General features: G+C 71.5%; 20 protein-coding genes and 2 pseudogenes. 9 read left to right on the forward strand and 13 right to left on the reverse strand.

The annotated features are described in order from the left end of the window. Positions 1–8: 8 nt before the first annotated feature. Positions 9–812 carry a SigE family RNA polymerase sigma factor gene (locus tag AB0903_RS10870; RefSeq protein ID WP_366701219.1) on the reverse strand — a complete coding sequence of 268 codons (804 nt, stop codon included), beginning with the start codon at positions 810–812 and terminating at the stop codon, positions 9–11. A 182-nt stretch (positions 813–994) separates the two neighbouring features. On the opposite strand from AB0903_RS10870, the gene afsQ1 reads away from it, so the two are divergent. The 5 genes from afsQ1 (at position 995) to AB0903_RS10895 (ending at position 4,966) form a co-directional block, all read left to right on the forward strand. Then, positions 995–1,672 (forward strand): two-component system response regulator AfsQ1, encoded by a 678-nt coding sequence (gene afsQ1 / locus AB0903_RS10875; RefSeq protein ID WP_175257369.1) that lies wholly within the window; start codon positions 995–997, stop codon positions 1,670–1,672. A 31-nt stretch (positions 1,673–1,703) separates the two neighbouring features. Next, on the forward strand, positions 1,704–3,266 hold the full coding sequence (locus AB0903_RS10880; RefSeq protein WP_366701221.1) for a HAMP domain-containing sensor histidine kinase: 1,563 nt from the start codon (positions 1,704–1,706) through the stop codon (positions 3,264–3,266). Between the two features lie 116 nt (positions 3,267–3,382). Beyond that, entirely contained in the window at positions 3,383–4,018 is a 636-nt protein-coding gene (locus tag AB0903_RS10885) for a hypothetical protein (protein WP_366701430.1), read from the forward strand. A 68-nt stretch (positions 4,019–4,086) separates the two neighbouring features. Next, entirely contained in the window at positions 4,087–4,674 is a 588-nt protein-coding gene (locus AB0903_RS10890; protein WP_366701223.1) for a VanZ family protein, read from the forward strand. A 91-nt stretch (positions 4,675–4,765) separates the two neighbouring features. Beyond that, positions 4,766–4,966, forward strand: coding sequence for a PspC domain-containing protein (locus AB0903_RS10895; protein WP_366701225.1), 201 nt, complete (start codon positions 4,766–4,768; stop codon positions 4,964–4,966). A gap of 20 nt (positions 4,967–4,986) precedes the next feature. Here AB0903_RS10895 and AB0903_RS10900 read toward each other — a convergent pair whose 3' ends face one another. The 3 genes from AB0903_RS10900 to AB0903_RS10910 all read right to left on the reverse strand — a co-directional run bounded on the left by AB0903_RS10900 (position 4,987) and on the right by AB0903_RS10910 (position 7,513). After that, the gene (locus tag AB0903_RS10900; protein WP_366701227.1) at positions 4,987–5,754 is read right to left on the reverse strand and encodes a hypothetical protein; all 768 of its coding nucleotides are present in this window, start codon (positions 5,752–5,754) and stop codon (positions 4,987–4,989) included. Positions 5,755–5,837: 83 nt separating this feature from the next. Then, complete coding sequence (locus AB0903_RS10905; protein ID WP_366701229.1) at positions 5,838–6,233, reverse strand: ATP-binding protein; 396 nt, start codon at positions 6,231–6,233, stop codon at positions 5,838–5,840. 143 nt (positions 6,234–6,376) lie between these two features. Continuing rightward, entirely contained in the window at positions 6,377–7,513 is a 1,137-nt protein-coding gene (locus AB0903_RS10910; protein ID WP_366701230.1) for an adenosine deaminase, read from the reverse strand. A 250-nt stretch (positions 7,514–7,763) separates the two neighbouring features. Between AB0903_RS10910 and AB0903_RS10915 the strand changes: the two genes are divergently transcribed. Together AB0903_RS10915 and AB0903_RS10920 are read left to right on the forward strand one after the other, a co-directional pair. Continuing rightward, positions 7,764–8,498, forward strand: a complete 735-nt coding sequence (locus AB0903_RS10915; RefSeq protein ID WP_366701431.1) for an alpha/beta hydrolase — start codon at positions 7,764–7,766, stop codon at positions 8,496–8,498. A gap of 202 nt (positions 8,499–8,700) precedes the next feature. Next, positions 8,701–8,847 (forward strand): annotated as a pseudogene (locus tag AB0903_RS10920) (aldo/keto reductase); the annotation flags it as partial. A 51-nt stretch (positions 8,848–8,898) separates the two neighbouring features. On the opposite strand, the gene AB0903_RS10925 reads toward AB0903_RS10920, so the two are convergent. Next, on the reverse strand, positions 8,899–9,852 hold the full coding sequence (locus tag AB0903_RS10925) for a LysR family transcriptional regulator (RefSeq protein ID WP_366701231.1): 954 nt from the start codon (positions 9,850–9,852) through the stop codon (positions 8,899–8,901). Between the two features lie 62 nt (positions 9,853–9,914). On the opposite strand from AB0903_RS10925, the gene AB0903_RS10930 reads away from it, so the two are divergent. Beyond that, positions 9,915–11,189 carry an MFS transporter gene (locus AB0903_RS10930; protein WP_366701233.1) on the forward strand — a complete coding sequence of 425 codons (1,275 nt, stop codon included), beginning with the start codon at positions 9,915–9,917 and terminating at the stop codon, positions 11,187–11,189. Positions 11,190–11,452: 263 nt separating this feature from the next. Continuing rightward, positions 11,453–12,469 (forward strand): sigma-70 family RNA polymerase sigma factor, encoded by a 1,017-nt coding sequence (locus tag AB0903_RS10935; RefSeq protein WP_366701235.1) that lies wholly within the window; start codon positions 11,453–11,455, stop codon positions 12,467–12,469. Here the strand turns inward: AB0903_RS10935 and AB0903_RS10940 are convergent. The 8 genes and pseudogenes from AB0903_RS10940 to AB0903_RS10975 all read right to left on the reverse strand — a co-directional run bounded on the left by AB0903_RS10940 (position 12,466) and on the right by AB0903_RS10975 (position 20,538). Next, on the reverse strand, positions 12,466–12,771 hold the full coding sequence (locus AB0903_RS10940; RefSeq protein ID WP_366701237.1) for an STAS domain-containing protein: 306 nt from the start codon (positions 12,769–12,771) through the stop codon (positions 12,466–12,468). The two genes, AB0903_RS10935 and AB0903_RS10940, sit on opposite strands and share 4 nt — an antisense overlap. A gap of 98 nt (positions 12,772–12,869) precedes the next feature. Then, positions 12,870–13,460, reverse strand: a pseudogene (locus AB0903_RS10945) (Uma2 family endonuclease). Positions 13,461–13,547: 87 nt separating this feature from the next. Beyond that, positions 13,548–14,825: a thymidine phosphorylase gene (locus AB0903_RS10950; protein ID WP_366701239.1), complete on the reverse strand. Its 1,278-nt coding sequence runs from the start codon at positions 14,823–14,825 to the stop codon at positions 13,548–13,550. A 115-nt stretch (positions 14,826–14,940) separates the two neighbouring features. Then, positions 14,941–15,339: a cytidine deaminase gene (locus tag AB0903_RS10955; RefSeq protein ID WP_366701241.1), complete on the reverse strand. Its 399-nt coding sequence runs from the start codon at positions 15,337–15,339 to the stop codon at positions 14,941–14,943. Further along, on the reverse strand, positions 15,336–16,601 hold the full coding sequence (locus tag AB0903_RS10960) for an ABC transporter permease (protein ID WP_366701243.1): 1,266 nt from the start codon (positions 16,599–16,601) through the stop codon (positions 15,336–15,338). Before AB0903_RS10960 ends, AB0903_RS10955 begins: the two co-directional genes overlap by 4 nt. Then, complete coding sequence (locus tag AB0903_RS10965; protein WP_366701245.1) at positions 16,598–17,704, reverse strand: ABC transporter permease; 1,107 nt, start codon at positions 17,702–17,704, stop codon at positions 16,598–16,600. The genes AB0903_RS10960 and AB0903_RS10965 overlap by 4 nt, the downstream gene beginning before the upstream one ends. Beyond that, positions 17,701–19,182 (reverse strand): ABC transporter ATP-binding protein, encoded by a 1,482-nt coding sequence (locus AB0903_RS10970; protein ID WP_366701433.1) that lies wholly within the window; start codon positions 19,180–19,182, stop codon positions 17,701–17,703. The genes AB0903_RS10965 and AB0903_RS10970 overlap by 4 nt, the downstream gene beginning before the upstream one ends. A gap of 303 nt (positions 19,183–19,485) precedes the next feature. Continuing rightward, complete coding sequence (locus AB0903_RS10975; protein WP_366701247.1) at positions 19,486–20,538, reverse strand: BMP family ABC transporter substrate-binding protein; 1,053 nt, start codon at positions 20,536–20,538, stop codon at positions 19,486–19,488. Positions 20,539–21,720 lie beyond the last annotated feature (1,182 nt).

Consider the following 21,720-nt stretch of genomic DNA (forward strand, 5'->3'; position numbering starts at 1 on the left):
CGTCGCCTTCAGGCCACCAGCTCGCCGAAGGACTCTTCCTCGTCACGGCCGAAGCTGAGGACCTCGTCCTCGCGCAGCCGGCGGAGCGACCGCCAGATGCTCGACTTGACCGTGCCGACACTGATGTCCAGGATGTCCGCGATCTCCGGGTCGGTGCGCCCCTCGTAGTAGCGCAGGACCAGCATCGTCCGCTGGAGTTCGGGGAGCCTGGCGAGCGCCTGCCACAGGACCGCGCGCAGCTCGGTACCCCGCATCGCGTCGGTGTCGCCGACCGTTTCCGGCAGCTCCTCCGTGGGGTACTCGTTGAGCTTGCGCCGGCGCCAGGCGCTGATGTGCAGATTCGTCATGGTGCGGCGCAGGTAGCCGCCGACCGCCGCCTTGTCGCTGATCCGGTCCCAGGCCCGGTACGTGGAGAAGAGCGCGCTCTGCAGCAGGTCCTCGGCCTCGTAGCGGTCACCGGTCAGGTGGTAGGCGGTCGCGTACAGGGAGGCTCGGCGTTCCCTCACGTAGGCCGTGAACTCGGCCTCGGAGCAGGACGTCCGCTCCCCCGTGCCCTCCCCGTACGCGGCGCTGCTTCCCGTCATGGGTGCGTCGACCACCGTCATATAGGGCTTGCGCCCCTGCTCCGCGGACGACGGCTTGTGCTGACGCCCGGCGCCGCGAACGCACCCCCGCCCTCCCCCATGCTCAGGGCTGCGCCCGAGCAGGGAGGTACCCCCAGCGGCGCCGGACTTCTCGGTGCTCCGCGCGACGGCGACGTCGTGGAGACGTGTCACAACTGCGCTTGAGGTGGTGCTGTGCAGTGCGTTCATCCCGCGCCCCCCGTCGAGTGGAGTCTGTTTCGTTCCGTGTGCCAAGAAGCTTGCCCGGGCTGTTTCATGGCGGTGTCCGCCGACTGTCACAGGCGCGTCACAAGGGGAGGAGTCGTGTGCGTCGCGGTCCCCGGACCCCCGGGGAGTCGAACCGGGGCTCCCCATGGGCCAGAATGACCCCCGTGCCTTTCCTGTTGCTGATCGAGGACGACGACGCCATCCGCACGGCCCTCGAACTCTCGCTGTCACGCCAGGGCCACCGTGTGGCCACCGCGGCGACGGGAGAGGACGGCCTGAAACTGCTGCGCGAGCAGCGGCCGGACCTGATCGTGCTGGATGTGATGCTGCCCGGCATCGACGGTTTCGAGGTGTGCCGCCGGATCAGGCGCACCGACCAGCTGCCGATCATCCTGCTGACCGCCCGCAGCGACGACATCGACGTCGTGGTGGGCCTGGAGTCCGGCGCCGACGACTACGTCGTCAAGCCGGTCCAGGGACGGGTGCTGGACGCCCGTATCCGCGCCGTACTGCGGCGTGGCGAGCGGGAGTCGACCGACTCGGCGACGTTCGGCTCCCTGGTGATCGACCGTTCGGCGATGACGGTCACCAAGAACGGCGAGGATCTGCAGCTCACGCCTACCGAGCTGCGTCTCCTGCTGGAGCTGAGCCGCCGCCCCGGGCAGGCGCTGTCGCGCCAGCAGCTGCTGCGGCTGGTGTGGGAACACGACTACCTCGGCGACTCGCGTCTGGTGGACGCGTGTGTGCAGCGGCTGCGGGCGAAGGTGGAGGACGTGCCGTCCTCACCGACCCTGATCCGTACGGTGCGTGGCGTGGGCTACCGGCTGGACGTCCCGCAGTGAGAGGACCGCACGTCCGAGGCGGGAACGTCCGGTGAGCCGTGGCATCGAGGAGGCCGGTGGGCCGCGCCGCGGCGTTCTCGCCGGCATCCGCCTGACCAGTCTGCGGCTGCGCGTCGTGGTGGTCTTCGGGCTCGTCGCGCTCACGGCGGCGGTGTCCGCCTCCGGCATCGCGTACTGGCTCAACCGGGAGGCGGTGCTGACCCGTACCCAGGACGCGGCGCTCGACGGCTTCCGGCAGGACATGCAGAGCCGCGCCGCCGCGCTGCCGCTGCGGCCCACTCAGGAGGAGCTGCAGCGGACGGCCGAGCGGATGGCGGACGGCGACAAGGGCTACAGCGTGCTGCTGATCGGCGAACGGGCCCAGGGCAAGCCGATCGTCGGCGCCTCCGACCCGGATGCCTTCACCATGACGGACGTGCCGCAGTCGCTGCGGGACGCGGTCGACGACCGGCAGGAGACAGCCGGGGGCAACACCGCGCCGTACCACCTGTTCTGGCAGCGCGCCGAGCGCGGCGGCACGCCGTATCTGGTGGGCGGCACGCGGATCATCGGTGGCGGGCCGACCGGCTACATGTTCAAGTCGCTCGACCAGGAGCGCCAGGACCTCAACTCGCTCGCCTGGTCCCTCGGGATCGCCACCCTGCTCGCCCTGATCGGCTCCGCGCTGCTCGCGCAGGCAGCGGCGACGACCGTGCTGCGGCCGGTGCACCGGCTGGGCGAGGCGGCCAGGCAGCTCGGCGAGGGCAAGCTCGACACCCGGCTGCGGGTCTCCGGCACGGACGAACTGGCCGAACTGTCGAGGACGTTCAACAAGGCGGCGGCGGCGCTCGAGAAGAAGGTCGCCGACATGAGCGCCCGGGAGGAGTCCAGCCGGCGCTTCGTCGCCGACATGTCCCACGAGCTGCGTACGCCGCTGACCGCGCTGACCGCCGTCACGGAAGTGCTGGAGGACGAGGCGGACAACCTCGATCCGATGATCGCCCCGGCCGTGAACCTGGTGGTCAGCGAGACCCGGCGGTTGTACGACCTGGTGGAGAACCTGATGGAGGTCACCCGCTTCGACGCGGGCACCGCGCGGCTCGTACTGGACACGGTGGACGTCGCCGACCAGGTCACCGCGTGCATCGACGCCCGCGCCTGGCTGGACGCGGTGGAGCTGGACGCGGAGCGCGGCATCATGGCGCGGCTCGACCCGCGGCGGCTCGACGTGATCCTGGCCAACCTGATCGGCAACGCCCTCAAGCACGGCGGTTCCCCGGTCCGGGTCTCCGTGCGGCCCGTCGACCACGAGCTGGTGATCGAGGTACGGGACCACGGCCCCGGCATTCCGGAAGAGGTCCTGCCGCACGTGTTCGACCGGTTCTACAAGGCCAGCGCGTCCAGGCCGCGCTCCGAGGGCAGCGGCCTGGGACTGTCGATCGCCGTGGAGAACGCGCACATCCACGGCGGCGACATCACCGCGGCGAACTCCCCCGACGGTGACGGCGCCGTGTTCGTGCTGCGGCTGCCGCGCGACGGCTCGTCGCTGTCCGGCGACGCGGACGGCACGGGGGCGGGCGAGGACGACGAGCGGGGAAAGGGAGACGCGCTGTGACAGCGGTGGGGACCGGGGGCGCCATAGGGCGCGCACGTGCCGCGTACGGGACCGGCACGGGCGGCGTCCGCCGGGGCGGACGGCCTGCCGACCCGTCGGCCACGGGCGGCGCCCGCCTGCGTCGCCGGGGCAGCCGGCCCGCGGCCGTCGCCGTCGCGGTGGCCGCCGGGGTGCTCGCCCTCGGCGGCTGCGGGATCAGGACCACACAGGTGCCCGTGGACGCCGGAGCGGCGCCGTCGCGGGTCCCGTGCGAGGTGTCCGGCGAGAGCATCACCCCGCAGGCACAGGAGCAGGGCGTACCGGTCCGGGTCTACCTGGTGTGTGCCACGCAGCTGGTGTCCGTCGACCGCACGGCGGAGATCTCCGAGAGCAAGGCCGCCGACAGCCCGACCGGGTTCGCCCAGGCGGTGCTGGACGAGTTGCTGAAGGAGCCCTCGCCGCCGGAGCAGGAGGCGGGCTTCGCGACGTACGTACCGGGGCCGCTGCTGGTGAGCGGCGCCCGGAGCGGCGACCCCGCCGGGACGCTGCGGCTGAGCCGCCAGCCGGAGGACCTGCCTGCACCGGCGCTGGCCCAGATCGTGTGCACGCTGGCGGAGAGCCGGGCCGCCGGGGCGGGCGGCGCCGTGGTGCTCGGCGGGCCCGGTGACTACGCACCGCGTGCGTACGCGTGCTCCGCGCTCACCAAGGAGCGGCCGGAACGCGCGGTGCCCACGCTGAGCGCACTGCCGTCACCCGGCCCGTCGGCCTCGTAGGAGCACTCGGCCACCGGGCGGGAGGTCCGCGCGGAACCGTTTCCCGCCGGGTGTGCGTCTAGGGGTGCGTGCAGCGTCAAGGTTCGGGCGGCAGTGCCGCCATCCGCTTCCGCGCGGCGGGGGTCGCCCTCCTCCTCGCCCATCTGCTGCTCGTTTCCTGGCTGACGCTGCGACCACTCGACGTGATGTGGGTGACGGCGGCGAATCTGGAACCGTTCGCCGGGATCAGGACCGCTCTGGAGCTGGGGCCCGTGGAGGCCGTCCGGCGCATCGGCGGGGGACTGCTCCTGCTGGCGCCGCTCGGAATCCTGCTGCCGATGGCGGGCGGCCGGCTCGCCGTGTCGCCCTGGGCGTCGCTGACCCGCACGGTGGCCGCCGGTGCGCTGTTGTCGCTCGGCATCGAGCTGCTGCAGACCGGGGTGCCCGGCCAGGTCGTCGACGTCGACTCGCTGATGCTGAACACGGCGGGTGTGGCGCTCGCCCACCTCGCAATCGTGCCGGCGGGCCGGGCCCGGCTGCGCCGCAGGCTGCTGCGTACCCGGTCCGGGACTGCGCATCGCGGCCGTGGGCGCGAGGTGCGACGTGGGGCCGTGCTCCGGGAGGAGAGCGCTCAGGGTGCGACCCCGACGATTCCCAGGGTCGGGATCGCCCCGTAGAGCGACGCTTCGTCACCTTCGCGAAGTCACCATGGATACATCGGGAGCACATGGAGAGGCTCCCGGGAAACGACTCGCGAAGGAGCCCACCATGGCCGCAATCGTCCGCCCCCGTGACGGCCGCATGATCGGCGGTGTGTGCGCCGCGCTGGCCAGGCGCTTCGGTACGTCGGCCACCACGATGCGCGTCATCTTCGTCGCCTCGTGTCTGCTGCCGGGTCCGCAGTTCCTGCTCTATCTGGCGCTGTGGATACTGCTGCCGGCCGAGAAGACGGCCACCGACGCCTGGTGAAACGCCGCCCCCCGGGACGGTCAGCGGGCGAGCTGCCGCGCGACCTTCGCGAGCTGTTCGCCGACGACCTCCTCGGGGACCCGCGGCGGCTTCCGTCCCGCGAGGTCGAAGGCCGTGAAGCGGGCCACGGTCGCGCCCTTTCTGACGACGACCACGTGTACGGGTGCGACGGCCGCCTCGTCGGCGGCGACGGTGGTCCAGCTGACCGCCTCGTCGCCGCCGCGGGCGCTGAACGACACCGCCTTCACCTCGCGGTAGGTGGCGCCGCGGCCGTCCAGCGTCGCCCCGAAGCCACCTCCGCACGCGGCGATCGCGGCTTCCAGGCCGCCGATCAGTGCCTCGGCATCGGTCTCGCGGTACGAGCTGAGTGACGTCGAGACGGCGAGGCCGAGGTCGTCGAGCGAGCCGAGGCCCCTGTCGACGGTGTGCCCGGCCCGCGGGTCGGGATGCTCTCCCATGGCGTCGGCCAGCGGCTGGCACTCGGCCTTGTCGGCGCGGGGCTGCCCGGTGGGCGAGAGCACGCTCCTGCCGGCGGAGACCTGGAACCCCGGCAGGTCGCCGGTGGCGAGGGCCGCCCGCTCCAGTTCGGGTGCGGTCAGCGGTACGGAGGCGTCGCCACCGGAGCCGCCGCCCTTGGCCGCGTCGGTGCCCGTGGCCGGGCCCGTTCCCGTCGATGTGCCGCCGGCCCGGGCCTGGGCGGAGCCGTCGCGGCTCGTACAGCCGGCCGTGGCCAGCAGCAGTGCGCAGAGGGCACCGAGTGCACGAAGTCCGGTGATCGTGGCTCGCATACCGGTGATCTTGGCACAGGCGCCGCAGGGCGCACACCCTGTCCGGGCGTGCGCCCCGCGTACGTCGCCCTCGGGCGGTGTCGTCAGCCGCCGAGGCCGGGCAGACCGTTGCCGACCGGCAGTCCGCCGCCCAGGCTGTCGAGGGGAGAGCCGCCGCCGAGCACCGGCAGGCCGCCGAGCAGACCGGCGACCTGCTCGGTCGCGCCGGCCGGGGCGACCTCGCCCACGGCGCCCTGCGCGGCCGCGGGCAGAGTGGACGCGCTGTCGGTGACAGCGCTCTGACCACCGGTCAGCGACTCGGCGGCGCCCACCGGAAGCTTCTCGGTGACCTCGTTCAACGGCAGCGTGTGGGAGACGTTGCCGAGCGCGCCGGTCAGGTCGGGCACCGCGGGGGCCGCGGAGGCGGACCCCGCGGCGGCAGCGGCGAAGGCGGCACCGAGAGCGGCGACGCCGAGGGTCTTGGCAGCAGAGTGCTTCATCAGGAACGAATCCTTGGGGACGGGAACATGAGCGGCTCAGCAAGCTAGCCACCCTCGCACAGCCACCGCAAACACCCCGAAGCGGCCGGAAATTGACGGCTCCGGCCGCTTCGTGTAGGCGTCGTACGGGTGACGTCCGGTGCTCAGTTCCCGGCGGTGGCGGTCTGCCTGAACAGCCATTCGGACTTGAGTTCGGCGTAGCCGGGCTTGATCACATCATTGATCATCGCCAGTCGTTCATCGAAAGGGATGAACGCGGACTTCATCGCGTTGACGGTGAACCACTGCATGTCGTCGAGCGTGTATCCGAACGCCTCGTTCAGCAGCTCGAATTCACGGCTCATGCTGGTGCCGCTCATCAGCCGGTTGTCGGTGTTGACGGTGGCCCTGAAGTGCAGCTTCCGCAGCAGCCCGATGGGGTGCCGCGCGATCGAGTCCGCGGCCCCCGTCTGCAGGTTGGACGTCGGGCACATCTCCAGTGGGATGCGCTTGTCCCGTACGTACGCCGCGAGCCTGCCCAGCGTCACGGAGCCGTCGTCGGCGACCTCGATGTCGTCGATGATCCGTACGCCGTGGCCGAGACGGTCGGCGCCGCACCACTGGAGGGCCTGCCAGATCGACGGCAGGCCGAACGCCTCACCCGCGTGGATGGTGAAGTGGTTGTTCTCGCGCTTCAGGTACTCGAAGGCGTCGAGGTGCCGGGTGGGCGGGAAGCCGGCCTCGGCCCCGGCGATGTCGAAGCCGACGACGCCGTTGTCGCGGTACCCGTTGGCGAGTTCGGCGATCTCCAGCGCGCGGGCGGCGTGCCGCATCGCGGTCAGCAGGGCGCCGACCCTGATGCGGTGGCCGTCCGCCCTGGCCCGCCGCTCGCCTTCGCGGAAACCGTCGTTGACCGCCTCGACGACCTCCTCGAGGGTGAGCCCGCCCTCGAGGTGCTGCTCGGGAGCGTACCGGACCTCGGCGTAGACGACTCCGTCCTCCGCCAGGTCCTGCGCGCACTCGGCCGCCACACGGAACAGCGCGTCACGGCTCTGCATGACGGCGCAGGTGTGCGCGAAGGTCTCCAGGTAGCGCTCCAGTGAACCGGAGTCGGCTGCTTCCCGGAACCAGATGCCCAGCTTGTCGGGCTCCGTCTCGGGCAGTGCCTCGTAGCCGGCGTCACGGGCGAGGTCGATGATCGTGCCGGGCCGCAGACCGCCGTCGAGGTGGTCGTGGAGCAGCGCCTTCGGGGCGCGGCGGATCTGGTCCGCGGTGGGCGAATTGAGGGTCTGGCTCGTCATCTGCGCACTCTAGCCCCTACGCGCGTAGAGCGCGCCCCCTCCGGCGGCCTGTCGATACGTAACAGTGACCGCGCGTACGGGTGGCGTACACCTCGCCTTCTGAGACTGTTCTGCCATGGGACACCAGGCACTGCCCCGGTGGTGGGGGCGCCCGGCAGCCGCGGCCGGAGGGGCGAGCGCCCACGGTGGGACTACGGTCCCACACGAGGCGCGAGGGGGGCGGGCAGCTCCGCGGGCGAGGCTGGGCAGCCTGCCGCGGCGCTCCGGCGCCCGGGGCGGCGGGTACGACGCGACGGTGGCCGGAGTGGTGCTGCTCCTGCCGGACGGCGAGCCCGAGTCGGCGCGCAGGGCGTCGGCCCTGTCGTACGCCGCGGCGCTGCCGCTGGGCCGCACGCTGGCCAGAGCGGGGCGCGACGACGGGCTGACGGTGCACGGCGTCCGGTACCGCGGCCGGGGCTGGAACGGCGCCGACGCGCAGCTCGCCGCGGACGCGGCCTGGGCGGTCGAGGAGGTCGTACGCCGCTACGGCGACGTGCCGGTGTGCCTGGCGGGCCACGGCATGGGCGGACGGGCCGCGCTGCGCGCGGCGGGGCATCCCGCCGTCAACTCCGTGCTCGCACTGGCGCCCTGGCTGCCGGAGGGGAACACGGCGGCGGAGCCCGAGCCGGTACGGCAGCTGGCGGGCCGGCGGGTGCTGATCGTGCACGGCACCAACGACGCGCGCACCGACCCGGAGCTCTCCTACCGGCTCGCCGAACGCGCCAAGAAGTCCCACCGCGACATCTGCCGCTTCGAGGTGCACTCGGACGGGCACGCGCTGCGCCAGTACCAGGAGGAAGTGCACGCGCTGGCCGTCGACTTCGTGCGCGGCTCGCTGTTCACGGGCAGCTACGCGCGGCCGGTCGCGGACGCGCTGGCGGCGCCGCCGCCGCTCGGCCTCCGGATGCCGCTGGCGGCCGGCTTCGGGCGGTCGTTGCGCGGCTGACGGGGCGCCTGCGGCGGGCGGGGTGATCCCCTCCCCGCCCCTTCCCACAACCGGGGCTCCGCCCCTTGGCCCCCCGCGCCTCGAACACCGGGAAGGCTCGAACGCGCCCGTCTCGTCGGGGCGCTGCCCCGGACCGTGCCTCGAACACCGGCGAGGCGGATACTGCCCGGCGGGCGGTTGCCGCGCAGCGGCAATGCACGCCCAGAGCGAGGCGCCGCTCGGCAGGTGGCGGCGCAGTCGCGGCGCCGGGAACGAGATCGTCACCGCCACCAAGCTGGGCGCCGAGCCGCTCGCCCCCGGCACGGGCTTCGTCGACAACCCGGAGGGTCTGTCCGCCAAGGCGATCCGCGTGGGCGGGCCCGGCTCGACGGGGGTGCACTGACGGGCGGCGGGCCGGTGGTCAGTCCGGCAGGAGCCGGCCCCGCCGGGACAGCAGGAAGCGCTTGAACTCCGCGACCGGCGGGGTGTCGGGATGGCCGTCGAGCCACGCGACGCCGATCTCGCGGGCCGCCCTGGGCGCCGTCACCGTCAGTTCCACGACCCCCGGGCGGGCGACGGCCGGCGGCGGCAGCAGGGCCACCCCCAGACCGGCCGCCACCAGTCCGCGCAGTGTCTCCGCCTCCTCGCCCTCGAAGGCGACGCGCGGGGTGAAGCCCGCCTCGGCGCACAGGTCGTCGGTGATGCGCCGGAGCCCGTAGCCCGGTTCGAGCGTCACGAAGGACTCGTCGGCGGCCTCCGCGAGGCGGACGCGCTTGCGGCCCGCGAGCCGGTGGTCGTCGGGGACGACGAGCCGCAGCCGCTGTTCGTCGAGGCGGCGGGCGACGAGGTCGGGGGCGTCGGGCACGGGCGAGGTGAGGCACAGGTCCAGCTCTCCCGCCCGGAGCCGTTCGATCATCGCCTCGCCGTAGTTCTGGACGAGGGTGAAGCGGATACGCGGGTGGTCCGCGCGGAAGGCGCGGATGAGACCGGGCACCGTCTCCGAGCCCATGGTGTGCAGGAAGCCGAAGGCGACCTTGCCCGAACGCGGGTCGGTGTCGGCGCGTACGGACTCGGCGGCCCGCTCCACTTCGGCCAGTGCCCGCTCCACCGAGGCGAGGAAGGCCCGGCCTGCGGGCGTGAGGGCGACGGTGCGGCCTTTGCGCGCGAACAGCGTGACACCCAGGTCCGCTTCGAGGCGGACGATCGCCCGCGACAGCGTCGACTGCGGGACGCCCATGTCCTGTGCGGCGCGCGTCACATGCTCGTGCCGGGCGACTCCCGCGAAGTACGCGAGGCGGGGAGCAAGCTCCAGCGTGATGTCTTCTTCGTAACTACCTGGTGACAGGCGAGGCCCTGAACTGTGTTGATGCACCATGGGAACGATTATCGCCGTTTCATGCATTGGACGCATGAAAAGCGGCGCCCTACCTTCGACGTATGCCTCCTGCCAGTACCAAGGCGCCCACCACCGTGGGCGCCGCCCCGTCGTCTCCCGAACTCCTCTCCCCCGGCGCGCCCGGCTACCGCCGCATGAGCTTCGCTCTCTTCGCCGCCGGAATGGCGACCTTCGCCCTCCTCTACTCCACGCAGGCCCTGCTGCCCGCCGTCTCCGCCGACTTCGGCGTCACCGCGGGCACCGCCAGCTGGACGGTCTCCGCCGCGACGGGCGCGCTGGCGCTGTGCGTCCTGCCGCTGAGCGCACTGTCCGAGCGCTACGGGCGCACCACGGTCATGAACGTGTCCCTCGTGGTCGCGGTCGTGGTGGGTCTGCTGGTGCCGTTCGCCCCGAACGTCGAATCGCTGGTGGCGCTGCGCGCCGTGCAGGGCGCGGCGCTGGCCGGAGTGCCGGCGTCGGCGATGGCGTTCCTCGCGGAGGAGGTCCGGCCGAAGGCACTGGTCGGCGCGATCGGCCTGTTCGTGGCGGGCAACAGCATCGGAGGCATGAGCGGCCGGATCGTGACCGGCTGGGTGGCGCAGGCATTCGGCTGGCGGGCCGGGCTCGCCGCGGTCGGCGTGATGGCGCTGCTCTGCGCGCTCGTCTTCCGCGCGCTGCTGCCGAAGGCACGGCACTTCACCCCGGGCACGCTGAACCCGCGCGCCCTGACGAGGGCGGTCCGAGGCCATCTAGCCGATCCGCTGCTGATGCGGCTGTACGCGATCGGCGCCCTGTTCATGACCGTCTTCGGCGCCGTCTACACGGTGATCGGATACCGCCTGGCCGAGGCTCCGTTCAGCCTCCCCCAGGGAGTGATCGGCTCCGTCTTCCTGGTGTACCTCGTCGGTACGGTCTCCTCCGCGGCGGCCGGCGGGCTGGTCGCCCGCATGGGCCGCCGGGGCGCGCTGTACCTGGCGGTGACGACGACCGCGGCGGGGCTGCTGCTGTCGCTCGCGGACACGCTGACGGCGGTGCTGCTCGGCCTCGTCCTGATCACCGCCGGCTTCTTCGCGGGCCACGCGGTGGCCTCCTCCTCGGTGAGCCGTACGGCGACGACGGGCCGCGCCCAGGCGTCCGCGCTCTACCAGTCCGCGTACTACCTGGGCAGCAGTGCGGGCGGCACGCTCGGCGCGGTCGCCTTCCACTCCGGCGGCTGGAGCGGCACGGTACTGCTGGGACTGCTGGCGGTCCTCGGGGTCGTGTCGGTCACGCTGTACGGGACGCACGCGGCCCGGGCGCAGGCCAGGCGGCCGGTACCGGCGGTCGCGGGGCACTGAGCGCGCTCGGAAGCGGGCGCAGAACGCCCCGGCGCGTGACCGTCGGGCGCCGACCGCCCCGGCGCCACACGGCCGGGCATAACCGCACGGCGCCACACGGCCGGATGCACGGAAAGGAGCCGAACGGCCGGGTGCACGAAAAGGAGCTGAACGGAACCGCACGGTCGCGGATTCCGACCGGATCCCCTGTCGGGCGGTGAGTGTCAGTGCCCTGCGGTAGCTTTCGAAGCAGTGGTACCGATGGGTGACAGGGGTGGACCCGCATGAGTGACCTCGCGACGACGCAGGACCTGGATGCGCGACTGGAGCAGCACCGAAGAGAACTGACCGGCTACTGCTACCGGATGCTCGGCTCGTCCTTCGAGGCGGAGGACGCGGTCCAGGACACGATGGTCCGGGCGTGGCGCAGCTTCGACAAGTTCGAGGGCCGTTCCTCGCTGCGCTCGTGGCTGTACCGGATCGCGACGAACGTGTGCCTGGACATGCTGAACGCGGGCAACCGCCGCGCCCGGCCGATGGATCTGTCCGGCCCGACGCCGGTCGCCCAGGCCCAGCTCAATGCCCGCCCCGAGATCACCTGGCTGGAGCCGGTGCCGGACGGACGGGTGCTCCCTTCGGTGGTGGACCCGGCGGAGACGGCGGTGGAGCGGGAGACGATCCGGTTGGCCTTCCTCGCCGCTCTGCAACATCTCCCGCCCCAGCAGCGGGCCGTGCTGATCCTGCGCGAGGTGCTGGCCTGGAAGGCGAGCGAGGTGGCCGAGCTCCTCGGCACCACGGTCGCCTCGGTCAACAGCGCCCTCCAGCGGGCCCGGGCGACCCTCGCCGAGCAGCGGCCCACCGCGTCGGACGCCGCGGACCCGCTCGACGAGGAGCAGCAGGACCTGCTGAACCGCTATGTCGCGGCCTTCGAGGGGTACGACATGAAGGCCCTGACGGCGCTGCTCCACGAGGACGCGACCATGAGCATGCCGCCGTACGACCTGTGGCTGCGCGGGCACGACGACATCGTGGGCTGGATGCTCGGCGTCGGCGAGGTCTGCCGGGGTTCGAAGCTGGTCCCGACCGTGGCGAACGGCGTCCCGGCCTTCGCGCACTACCACCCGTCGGCGGACGGCGAGGGGTACGAGCCGTGGGCGCTCATCGTCCTCGCGCTCTCCGAGGGCAAGGTCGGCGGGATGGACTTCTTCCTGGACACCAAGCGTTGGTTCCCGCTCTTCGACCTGCCGGCGCGGCTGGACAAGGAGGGCGAGCCGGTGTCGGCGGAGGCATCCCGGGGCTAGGGCGGATCCGGGGCCTCTCGGCAGGCGGCGTCGGCCAGTTCCGGCAGGCCCACCAGCTCCAGCAGGGCGAGCAGGTCGGGTCCGGCGTTTTGAAGCCGGATCCGGCTGCTCTGCCTGCGCGCGACAAGGTGCAGGCGCGCCAGGGCGTCCACGGTGGCCAGGTTCACCTGCGTGAGTCCGCCGGTGTCGCAGAACACCTCGTCGGGAGGGGCACCGCCTGCTCCGTGCTCATGGAGCAGGCTGCGGAGCTCCTCGCAGAGGCGCGGCACATCACCGGGGGTGATCCTCCCGGCGATGGACATGACAGCAGGCTGAATGGCTTCCACAGGGGGATGACCGCCGCCGCGACGGGAACTCATCGCGGCAGTGGCTGACGCGGGGCGGACCTGGCCCCTGCGCCTCAGTCGACCGGGAAGGCCGCCGTGTCGATCTTCAGGTCGAAGGGCTCAGGAAGGTGGATGGCGTCGCCGAACTCACCGGCGGCAAGCATCCGGTAGACATCGCCCGTGGGCTGTCCGTAGAGCGTGACGGTAGGCCCGCCGGGGGCCCAGCCGTCGATGAGCAGGTACAGCGGTACCCCGGCTGTGGCGTAGCCGGCGGGCTTGCTGATGCGATCGTGGCGGGCGTCCGACTTCGAGGTGATCTCGACGACGAGCTCGGCCGCGACAGCGGGGATGTAGTTGCCGGGCTCGTTCAGGGCGGCCTTCGGGGCAACGACCAGGTCGGGGATGTGCATCCCCGACCGGGAGGGCACTGCAACGGCGAGCGTCTGGTAGGTGCCCCAGTCCTCGGGGATGACGGAGTACAGGCGCCGCTGTATACCGTCCGCGGATCGTGTTGTGGTCGTTGGTGAGCGCTGGTGACACGGTGATGATCCCCTCGATGATCTCCACCTTGCTGCCCTCCGGCCAGTCCGTCTCCTCCCAGAGGCGGACAGGCCGTCCCACTCGTGGCCCTGGGCCGTCGGAGGGTCGACGGCGAGTGCGCTCACGGCGGTCTCCTCTGTCGGTGGGTCACCGAGTCCAGCACGCCGAACGGGACCGGCGGCGGTCCACCGGTCCCGTTCACCCGTACGGGATCAGGCGATGCGGTCGAGCACGATGGGGTTCGCCGTGAAGTCCGTGCCGGCGTCGGCGATGTCGTAGGCGGCGTTCAGCGCCCCCAGCGCGTACTCGAACTTCTCCGGGGTGTCCGTGTGAAGCGTCAGCAGCGGCTGGCCGGCGGTCACGGTGTCGCCGGGCTTGGCGTGCATCTCGACGCCCGCACCCGCCTGGACCGGGTCCTCCTTGCGGGCCCGGCCGGCCCCGAGGCGCCATGCGGCGATGCCGATGTCGTAGGCGTCGAGGCGGGTCAGGACGCCCGAGGAGGGGGCGGTGACGACGTGCTGCTCGCGGGCGACGGGCAGCGTGGCGTCGGGGTCGCCGCCCTGCGCGGCGATCATGCGGCGCCAGACGTCCATCGCGGAGCCGTCGGCGAGTGCCTTCGCCGGGTCGGCGTCCTTGATGCCCGCGGCGTCCAGCATCTCGCGGGCGAGCGCGAGGGTCAGCTCGACGACGTCGGCGGGGCCGCCGCCCGCCAGGACCTCGACGGACTCGCGGACCTCGAGGGCGTTGCCCGCGGTCAGGCCGAGCGGAGTGGACATGTCGGTGAGCAGGGCGACGGTCTTCACGCCGCTGTCGGTGCCCAGCGCGACCATCGTGGAGGCGAGTTCGCGGGCGTCGTCGAGGTTCTTCATGAAAGCGCCGGTGCCGACCTTGACGTCGAGGACGAGAGAACCGGTGCCCTCGGCGATCTTCTTCGACATGATCGAGGAGGCGATCAGCGGGATCGCCTCGACGGTGCCGGTGACGTCCCGTAGGGCGTAGAGCTTCTTGTCGGCGGGGGCGAGACCGTCGCCGGCGGCGCAGATGACCGCGCCGGTCGTGTCGAGGACGTGCAGCATCTCCTCGTTGGACAGCAGAGCCCGCCAGCCGGGGACGGACTCCAGCTTGTCGAGCGTGCCGCCGGTGTGGCCGAGGCCGCGGCCGCTCAGCTGCGGCACGGCCGCGCCGCAGGCGGCGACCAGCGGCGCGAGCGGCAGCGTGATCTTGTCGCCGACGCCGCCGGTGGAGTGCTTGTCGGCGGTGGGGCGGGAGAGCGAGTCGAAGTTCATCCGCTCGCCGGAGGCGATCATCGCGGCGGTCCAGCGGGCGATCTCGGTGCGGTTCATGCCGTTGAGGAGGATGGCCATGGCCAGCGCCGACATCTGCTCGTCGGCGACCTCGCCGCGGGTGTAGGCGTCGATCACCCAGTCGATCTGCTCGGGGCTCAGTTCGCCGCGGTCCCGCTTGGTGCGGATGACGGAGATGACGTCCATGGCAATCCTCCAGGTTGTTCCGAGCGGCGCTCTACGCGCATAGAGAGAGGGTAAGGGAGCGGCCCTCCCGCCAGGGGCGGGAGGGCCGCGGGGTGTTGTCAGTCGAGCGGGTTCGTCAGTCGAGATGACCGGGCCCGAAAGCCTGGGGCAGCATCTCGGAGAGCGGCAGGATGCCGCCCGGGGTGTCCAGCAACAGGCCGGGCCCGCCGAACTCGTACAGCAGCTGGCGGCAGCGGCCGCACGGCACCAGCAGTTCGCCCCGGCCGTCGACGCACGTGAAGTGCGTCAGCCGGCCCCCGCCGGTGGCCTGCAGCTGCGAGACGAGGCCGCATTCGGCACACAGCCCGAGCCCGTACGAGGCGTTCTCGACGTTGCAGCCGGTGACCGTACGGCCGTCGTCGACGAGGGCGGCGACGCCGACCGGGAAGCCCGAGTACGGGGCGTACGCGTGGGACATCGCCTCACGCGCCCGTATCCGCAGGGCCTCCCAGTCGAAGCCGCCGTCGTCCGTCACTTGCCCTGGCCCTTGAAGTACGGCCGGCCGTTCGCCTTGGGCATGCGCAGCCGCTGCGCGGACACCGCGAGCACCAGCAGCGTGGCGACGTACGGCGCGGCGTCGACGAACTGGCTGGGCAGCTCGTCGGTGAGCGCGTACCAGGTGAACAGCAGCGCGGAGAACACCGCCGAGATCGCGGCCTGCACGTACTTCTTCCGGTACAGCATCCAGACCACCGCGATCAGCAGCAGGATGGCGAGCAGCAGGAGCATCGCGTGGACGTTCACCGCTCCGCCGCGCAGCTTGAGGCTGTCGGTGAAGCCGAACAGGCCCGCGCCCAGTGCCATGCCGCCCGGCATCCAGTTGCCGAAGATCATGGCGGCGAGACCGATGTAGCCGCGGCCGCCGGTCTGGCCCTCCTGGTAGATGCCGGTGATGATCGCGAGGAACGCGCCGCCGAGGCCCGCCAGGCCGCCGGAGACGATCACGGCGATGTACTTGTACTTGTAGACGTTGACGCCGAGCGACTCGGCGGCGACCGGGTTCTCACCACAGGAGCGCAGCCGCAGACCGAAGCCCGTACGCCACAGCACCCACCAGGTGCCGGGCACCAGCAGCAGCGCGACGACCGTCAGCAGGGACAGGTTGGTCATCAGCCCCCCGAGGACGCCTGCCAGGTCGGAGACGAAGAACCAGTGCTTGCCCTGGAGATCGCCCAACCAGTCGGAGAGACCCGGGACCGTGATGCGCTCGATCGCGTCGATACGCGGGGACTGCTTGGAGGAGCCGCCCTCGGTCTCCGCGAAGGTGAAGTTCGACATGTACCGGGTGAGGCCGGAGGCCAGGATGGTGATGGCGACACCGGAGACGATGTGGTTGACCTTGAAGGTCACCGTCATCACCGCGTGCAGCAGACCGCCGAGCGCACCGCCGACGACGCCGAGCAGCACACCGGTCCACGGTCCCCACTGGTAGCCCGCCCAGGCCCCGAACCAGGTGCCGAGGATCATCATGCCCTCGAGGCCGATGTTGATGACACCGGCCCGCTCGGCCCACAGTCCGCCGAGACCGGCGAGCCCGATCGGCACGGCGAGCTGGAGCGCGCCGGAGACCTGGCCGACAGAGGTGAGGTCGTTCGCGCCGCTGATGATGCGCACCAGCGAGAACAGAGCAAGTCCGCCCGCGATGATCAGCAGGATGACGGGCAGGGACAGCCTGCGGCGGCCGGTCTTCTTGGGCGCGGTACCGGCCATGGAGACGGTGCTCGTCGACTCGCTCATGCCGCGACCTCCTTGTTCTTGCGGGCCTGCGCGGCAAGCTCCTCGCCGACCTTCTGCTGCTGACGGCGGAGCCCGTACTGACGGACCAGTTCGTAGGACACGACGACCGCGATCACGATCAGACCCTGCATGATCACCGCGATTTCCTTCGGGTAGCCCTCCAGGCCGATGCCTTCCGCCGTCTTGTCCAGGAAGGCGAAGAGCAGCGAGGCGAAGAAGATGCCGATCGGGTTGTTGCGGCCGAGCAGGGCGATGCCGATGGCGGTGAAGCCGACACCGACCGGGAAGCTCAGGCTGTACGTGTGGGTCTGGCCGAGCAGCATCGGCATACCGGCCAGGCCCGCCATGGCGCCGGAGATGAGCATGGCCGTGAGGATCATCCTCTTGGCGTCGACACCGCTCGCCTGGGCGGCGGACTCGCTGGCGCCGGTGGCGCGCAGGTCGAAGCCGAACCGGGTGCGGTTCAGCACGAACCAGTAGACGATGCCGAGCGCGAAGGCGACGAAGGTGAAGCCGTAGATGGTGCCGCCGTCCAGCTCCAGACCCGGGAACCAGCCGGACTCGGCGATGATGCCGGTGTTCAGGTCGTTGGAACCCTCCGGCCGCACGCCGAGGTTCGCCGGCAGGATCATCCAGGCGATCAGGCTGGTCGCGATGGCGTTGAGCATGATCGTGGAGACGACCTCGCTCACCCCGCGCGTGCTCTTGAGGACACCCGCGATGCCCGCCCAGAAGGCACCGACGGCCATGGCGACGAGCACGATCAGCAGGATGTGCAGCGGCCCGGGCAGCTCCACCGCGGCACCGACGACGGCGGCGAGCATGACCGCGAGGCGGTACTGGCCGTCGACACCGATGTTGAACAGGTTCATCCGGAAGCCGATGGCGACGGCCAGGGCAGCCAGATAGTAGATGCCGGTCTGGTTGAGGATCAGGACCTGGACGTCCGTGAACTCGATCTGCTCGACCATCAGCCGGTACGGCTCGATCGGGCTGAGGTCCGAGACGATCAGCACCACGGAGCTGAGCAGGAAGGCCACGACCAGGGCGAGCGCCGGGCCCGCCAGGCCCAGGAGCAGCCGGTCCTTGTCGAACTTCTTCATCGGCTCTCACCGTTCTCGTGGTGCTCGAGGTGGCCGGACGCGGCGCCGGTCATGGCGGTGCCCAGCTCCTCGGGTGTGATCGTGGCGGGGTCGGCGTCCGCGACCAGACGGCCCCGGTACATCACCCGCAGGGTGTCGGAGAGCCCGATGAGCTCGTCCAGGTCGGCGGAGATCAGCAGCACCGCGAGGCCCTCGCGACGCGCCTCGCGGATCTGGTCCCAGATCTGCGACTGCGCGCCGACGTCGACACCGCGGGTGGGGTGCGCGGCGATCAGCAGCTTGGGCGCGTGGCTCATCTCGCGGCCGACGATCAGCTTCTGCTGGTTGCCGCCGGACAACGAGGCGGCGGTGACCTCGATACCGGGCGTGCGGACGTCGTACTCGCGCACGATGCGCTCGGTGTCCTGGCGGGCGGCCTTGAGGTCGAGCAGGCCCTTGCTGCTGTTGGGCTTCTCCGTCACATGGCCGAGGATGCGGTTCTCCCACAGCGGGGACTCCAGCAGCAGACCGTGCCGGTGCCGGTCCTCCGGGATGTATCCGATGCCGGCCTCGCGGCGCTTGCGGGTGGCGGCGTGGGAGATGTCGGCGCCGTCGAGCGTGATGACACCGGCGTCGGGGTCTCGCAGGCCGATCAGGGCCTCGATGAGCTCGGTCTGGCCGTTGCCCTCGACACCGGCGATACCCATGACCTCACCCTTGTGGATGGTGAAGCCGATCCTGTCGAGGACCTCGCGGACCACGCCGTCCGGGTCGGTGGCGGTGAGCCGCAGGCCGTCGACCTCGAGCATCGGCACGTCCGTGACCGTCGACTCGCGGGTCTCCGGCGACGGCAGTTCGGTGCCGACCATCAGCTCGGCGAGCTGCTTGGTCGTGGTGCTGCGCGGGTCGGCGGTGCCGACGGTCGTACCCCGGCGGATGACCGTGATCTCGTCGGCGACCGAGAGCACCTCGCCCAGCTTGTGGGAGATGAAGATGACGGTCAGGCCCTCGGCCTTCAGCTCACGCAGGTTGGCGAAGAGCGCGTCGACCTCCTGCGGGACGAGCACGGCGGTCGGCTCGTCGAGGATCAGCGTGCGGGCGCCGCGGTAGAGGACCTTGAGGATCTCGACACGCTGGCGGTCGGCGACACCCAGCTGCTCGACGAGAACGTCCGGGCGTACACCGAGGCCGTAGGCGTCGGAGATCTCCAGGATCTTCTTCCGGGCCTTGCCGCCGATGCCGTACAGCTTCTCGCCGCCGAGGACGACGTTCTCCAGGACGGTGAGGTTGTCGGCCAGCATGAAGTGCTGGTGCACCATGCCGATGCCGCGCGTGATGGCGTCGGCGGGGCTCGAGAAGGTGACCTGGTCGCCGCCGACGGTGATGGTGCCCTCGTCCGGCTTCTGCATGCCGTAGAGGATCTTCATCAGGGTCGACTTGCCGGCACCGTTCTCACCCACGAGGGCGTGCACGGTGCCCTGGTGGATCGTGATGTCGATGTCGTGGTTGGCGACGACGCCGGGGAAGCGCTTGGTGATGCCGCGCAGTTCTACGGCAGCAGCCTGCGGCGGTGACGGACTGGACGCGTTGATGACGCACTCTCCTTGGCGGAAAGGAGCGGGAGGGCAGGCGGAAAGGACGGGCTGTGGTGGTCATGGGGGCGTGGCGAAGTTATCGCGCCGGAACGCCATCTACGCGCGTAGCGCTCCCGAAAACCAAAACCCGGAGGCCGGAAACCGGTCCGCGGGCCGTGGGGGCTGGCGCCCCCTTGGGCCCGCGGACCTGCGGTACCGGCCGCTCGGTTACGGAGCGGTCTTGACCTCGATCGTGCCGGCGATGATGTCGGCCTTGGCCTTGTCGACCGCCGCGATGACGTCCGTCATCTTGGTGAAGGCCGGGTTGGACTTGGACAGGGCGACACCGTCGTCCTCGAGGCCGTAGCGGACCTCACCGTTCTGCGGGTTGCCGTCCTGAACCGACTTGATCAGGTTGAACACGGCACCCGAGACGTTCTTGGTGACCGACGTCAGGATGTGGTCCTTGTACGCGGCCAGACCCTTCTGGTTGTACTGGTCCGAGTCGACGCCGATGGCCCACTTGTCGGCCTTGGCGGCCGCCTCGATCGCACCGGAGCCCGCGAGACCGGCGGCCGAATAGATCACGTCCGCGCCCGCGTCGAGCTGGCCCTGCGCGGCGGCCTTGCCGAGGTCCGGCTTCGAGAAGCCGCCGAAGTCCGGCGGCTGCGTCAGGTACTGGACCTTGACGTTGACGCCCTGCTTGGTGTCCTTGACACCCTGGACGAAGCCCGCCTCGAACTTCTTGATCAGCGGCGTCTCGACACCACCGATGAAGCCGACGGTGTTCGTCTTCGTCACCTTGGCGGCGGCGACACCGGCCAGGTAGGAGCCCTGCTCCTCGTTGAACACCAGGTTGGCGATGTTCGGGCCGGTCTTCGACGTGTCGTCGATGAGACCGAAGGTCGTCTTCGGGAACTTCGGGGCGACCTCCGCGATGGCGGGCGCGTAGGCGAAACCGACACCGATCACCGGGTTGTTGCCGGCGCGAGCCAGCGCGGTCAGGCGCTGGATCTTGTCCGGGTCACCCTCCCCCTCGCTGGGCTCGGCGTCGTTGCCGTCGATGTCGAGTTCCTTCTCGGCCCTCTCCAGGCCCGCGAAGGCGGCGTCGTTGAACGACTGGTCGCCGCGGCCACCGATGTCGTACGCGATGGCGGCCTTGCCGCCCTTGTCGTCCGAGCTGCTCGAACCGGACGACGAGTCGCTGCCACACGCGGTGGCAGACAGTGCGAGAGCCGCGGACGCGATGCCCACGGTGGCGATCCTGGTGATCCGGCGCACTGGGGGGCTCCTTAAACCTGACCGAAAGCGCCACTTCCGGCGCTGGGTTCGCGGCGATCGTAACGCGCGTAGATGTCAGTTAAAGACCTGTTCATCAGTCGTTATCGGATCGTCGCGAAGCCCTTGGGCGGGCGGCAGCCAGGTTACTCCCCGTGGCCGTAGATCGCCCCCTCTGCGCGTCGGCCCCGGTGGCGGTACCGGGCAGGGCCCGGTGGGTCCGGGCTACGCCCCCGGGTGCGGCCGGGACCGGGCAACGTCACCGGGCGGGTCCCGGTGGGTCCGGGCTACATCACCGGGTGCGGCCGGGACCGGGCAACGTCGCCGGGCAGGACCCGGTCCCTCCGGCCGGGTCACGTGGCCGAGTGTGGCCCGGTCCTGTCCGCCTGGCATCCGGGTGCCGCGGTACCGGGCCAGGGCCCGGTAGGTCCGGGCTACGCCCCCGGGTGCGGCCGGGACCGGGCTGCCTGGCGCCCGGGCACGTCACCGGGCAGGACCCGGTCCCTCCGGCCGGGTCACGTGGCCGAGTGTGGCCCGGTCCTGTCCGCCTGGCGTCCGGGTGCCGCGGTACCGGGCGGGGCCCGGTAGGTCCGGGCTACGCCCCCGGGGGCGGCCGGGACCGGGCTGCCTGGCGCCCGGGCACGTCACCGGGCAGGACCCGGTCCCTCCCGGCCGGGTCACGTGGCCGAGTGTGGCCCGGTCCTGTCCGCCTGGCGTCCGGGTGCCGCTCCGGTGGTCATGTCCGGGACTGCTTTCCTCACCGCGCTTCGCGCGAGTTGCGACGCTTTACGTCCCGGACACGACCCCCTCCGCGTCCCCCTCCCCCGACGCAGCGGTTTCGCCCCCGCCCGTGGACAAGTGCGGATGAGAAGAAGCACCCCTGCCCGAAACCGGGGCGCGCACGCTACCCAAACGTGGGCTGTGAACCGGGTGTCGGGGTCCTGGCCCGGAAGGAGGAGGCGGCGACGCCTCGGCGGTAGGGACGGCCCGCTGCCCGGCGCGCACCGGACCCCCTTGGCGGCACAGTGCCACCGGCCGACGGCGAGGACCACCGGGCGTGACAGGCCGAGACGGCGGGAGGGGGGCGGGGTCGCAGGAGGGGGGTGTCCGGAAGTAAAGCGTCGCAACTCGCGCGCAGCGCGGTGAGGAAAGCCATTCCGGACACCCCCCTCCGGAGGCCCCGCC

The organism is Streptomyces sp. NPDC048389 (assembly GCF_040706335.1).
In the GTDB taxonomy this organism is placed as follows: domain Bacteria; phylum Actinomycetota; class Actinomycetes; order Streptomycetales; family Streptomycetaceae; genus Streptomyces.

Coding starts and splice junctions, on each gene's coding strand:
- AB0903_RS10870 (WP_366701219.1), bottom strand. CDS start 812: ATGAACGCACTGCACAGCACCACCTCAAGCGCAGTTGTGACACGTCTC.
- AB0903_RS10960 (WP_366701243.1), bottom strand. CDS start 16,601: ATGAGCGAGTCGACGAGCACCGTCTCCATGGCCGGTACCGCGCCCAAG.
- AB0903_RS10935 (WP_366701235.1), top strand. CDS start 11,453: ATGAGTGACCTCGCGACGACGCAGGACCTGGATGCGCGACTGGAGCAG.
- AB0903_RS10910 (WP_366701230.1), bottom strand. CDS start 7,513: ATGACGAGCCAGACCCTCAATTCGCCCACCGCGGACCAGATCCGCCGC.
- AB0903_RS10925 (WP_366701231.1), bottom strand. CDS start 9,852: ATGGTGCATCAACACAGTTCAGGGCCTCGCCTGTCACCAGGTAGTTAC.
- AB0903_RS10940 (WP_366701237.1), bottom strand. CDS start 12,771: ATGTCCATCGCCGGGAGGATCACCCCCGGTGATGTGCCGCGCCTCTGC.
- AB0903_RS10900 (WP_366701227.1), bottom strand. CDS start 5,754: ATGCGAGCCACGATCACCGGACTTCGTGCACTCGGTGCCCTCTGCGCA.
- AB0903_RS10965 (WP_366701245.1), bottom strand. CDS start 17,704: ATGAAGAAGTTCGACAAGGACCGGCTGCTCCTGGGCCTGGCGGGCCCG.
- AB0903_RS10950 (WP_366701239.1), bottom strand. CDS start 14,825: ATGGACGTCATCTCCGTCATCCGCACCAAGCGGGACCGCGGCGAACTG.
- AB0903_RS10930 (WP_366701233.1), top strand. CDS start 9,915: ATGCCTCCTGCCAGTACCAAGGCGCCCACCACCGTGGGCGCCGCCCCG.
- AB0903_RS10905 (WP_366701229.1), bottom strand. CDS start 6,233: ATGAAGCACTCTGCTGCCAAGACCCTCGGCGTCGCCGCTCTCGGTGCC.
- AB0903_RS10895 (WP_366701225.1), top strand. CDS start 4,766: ATGGCCGCAATCGTCCGCCCCCGTGACGGCCGCATGATCGGCGGTGTG.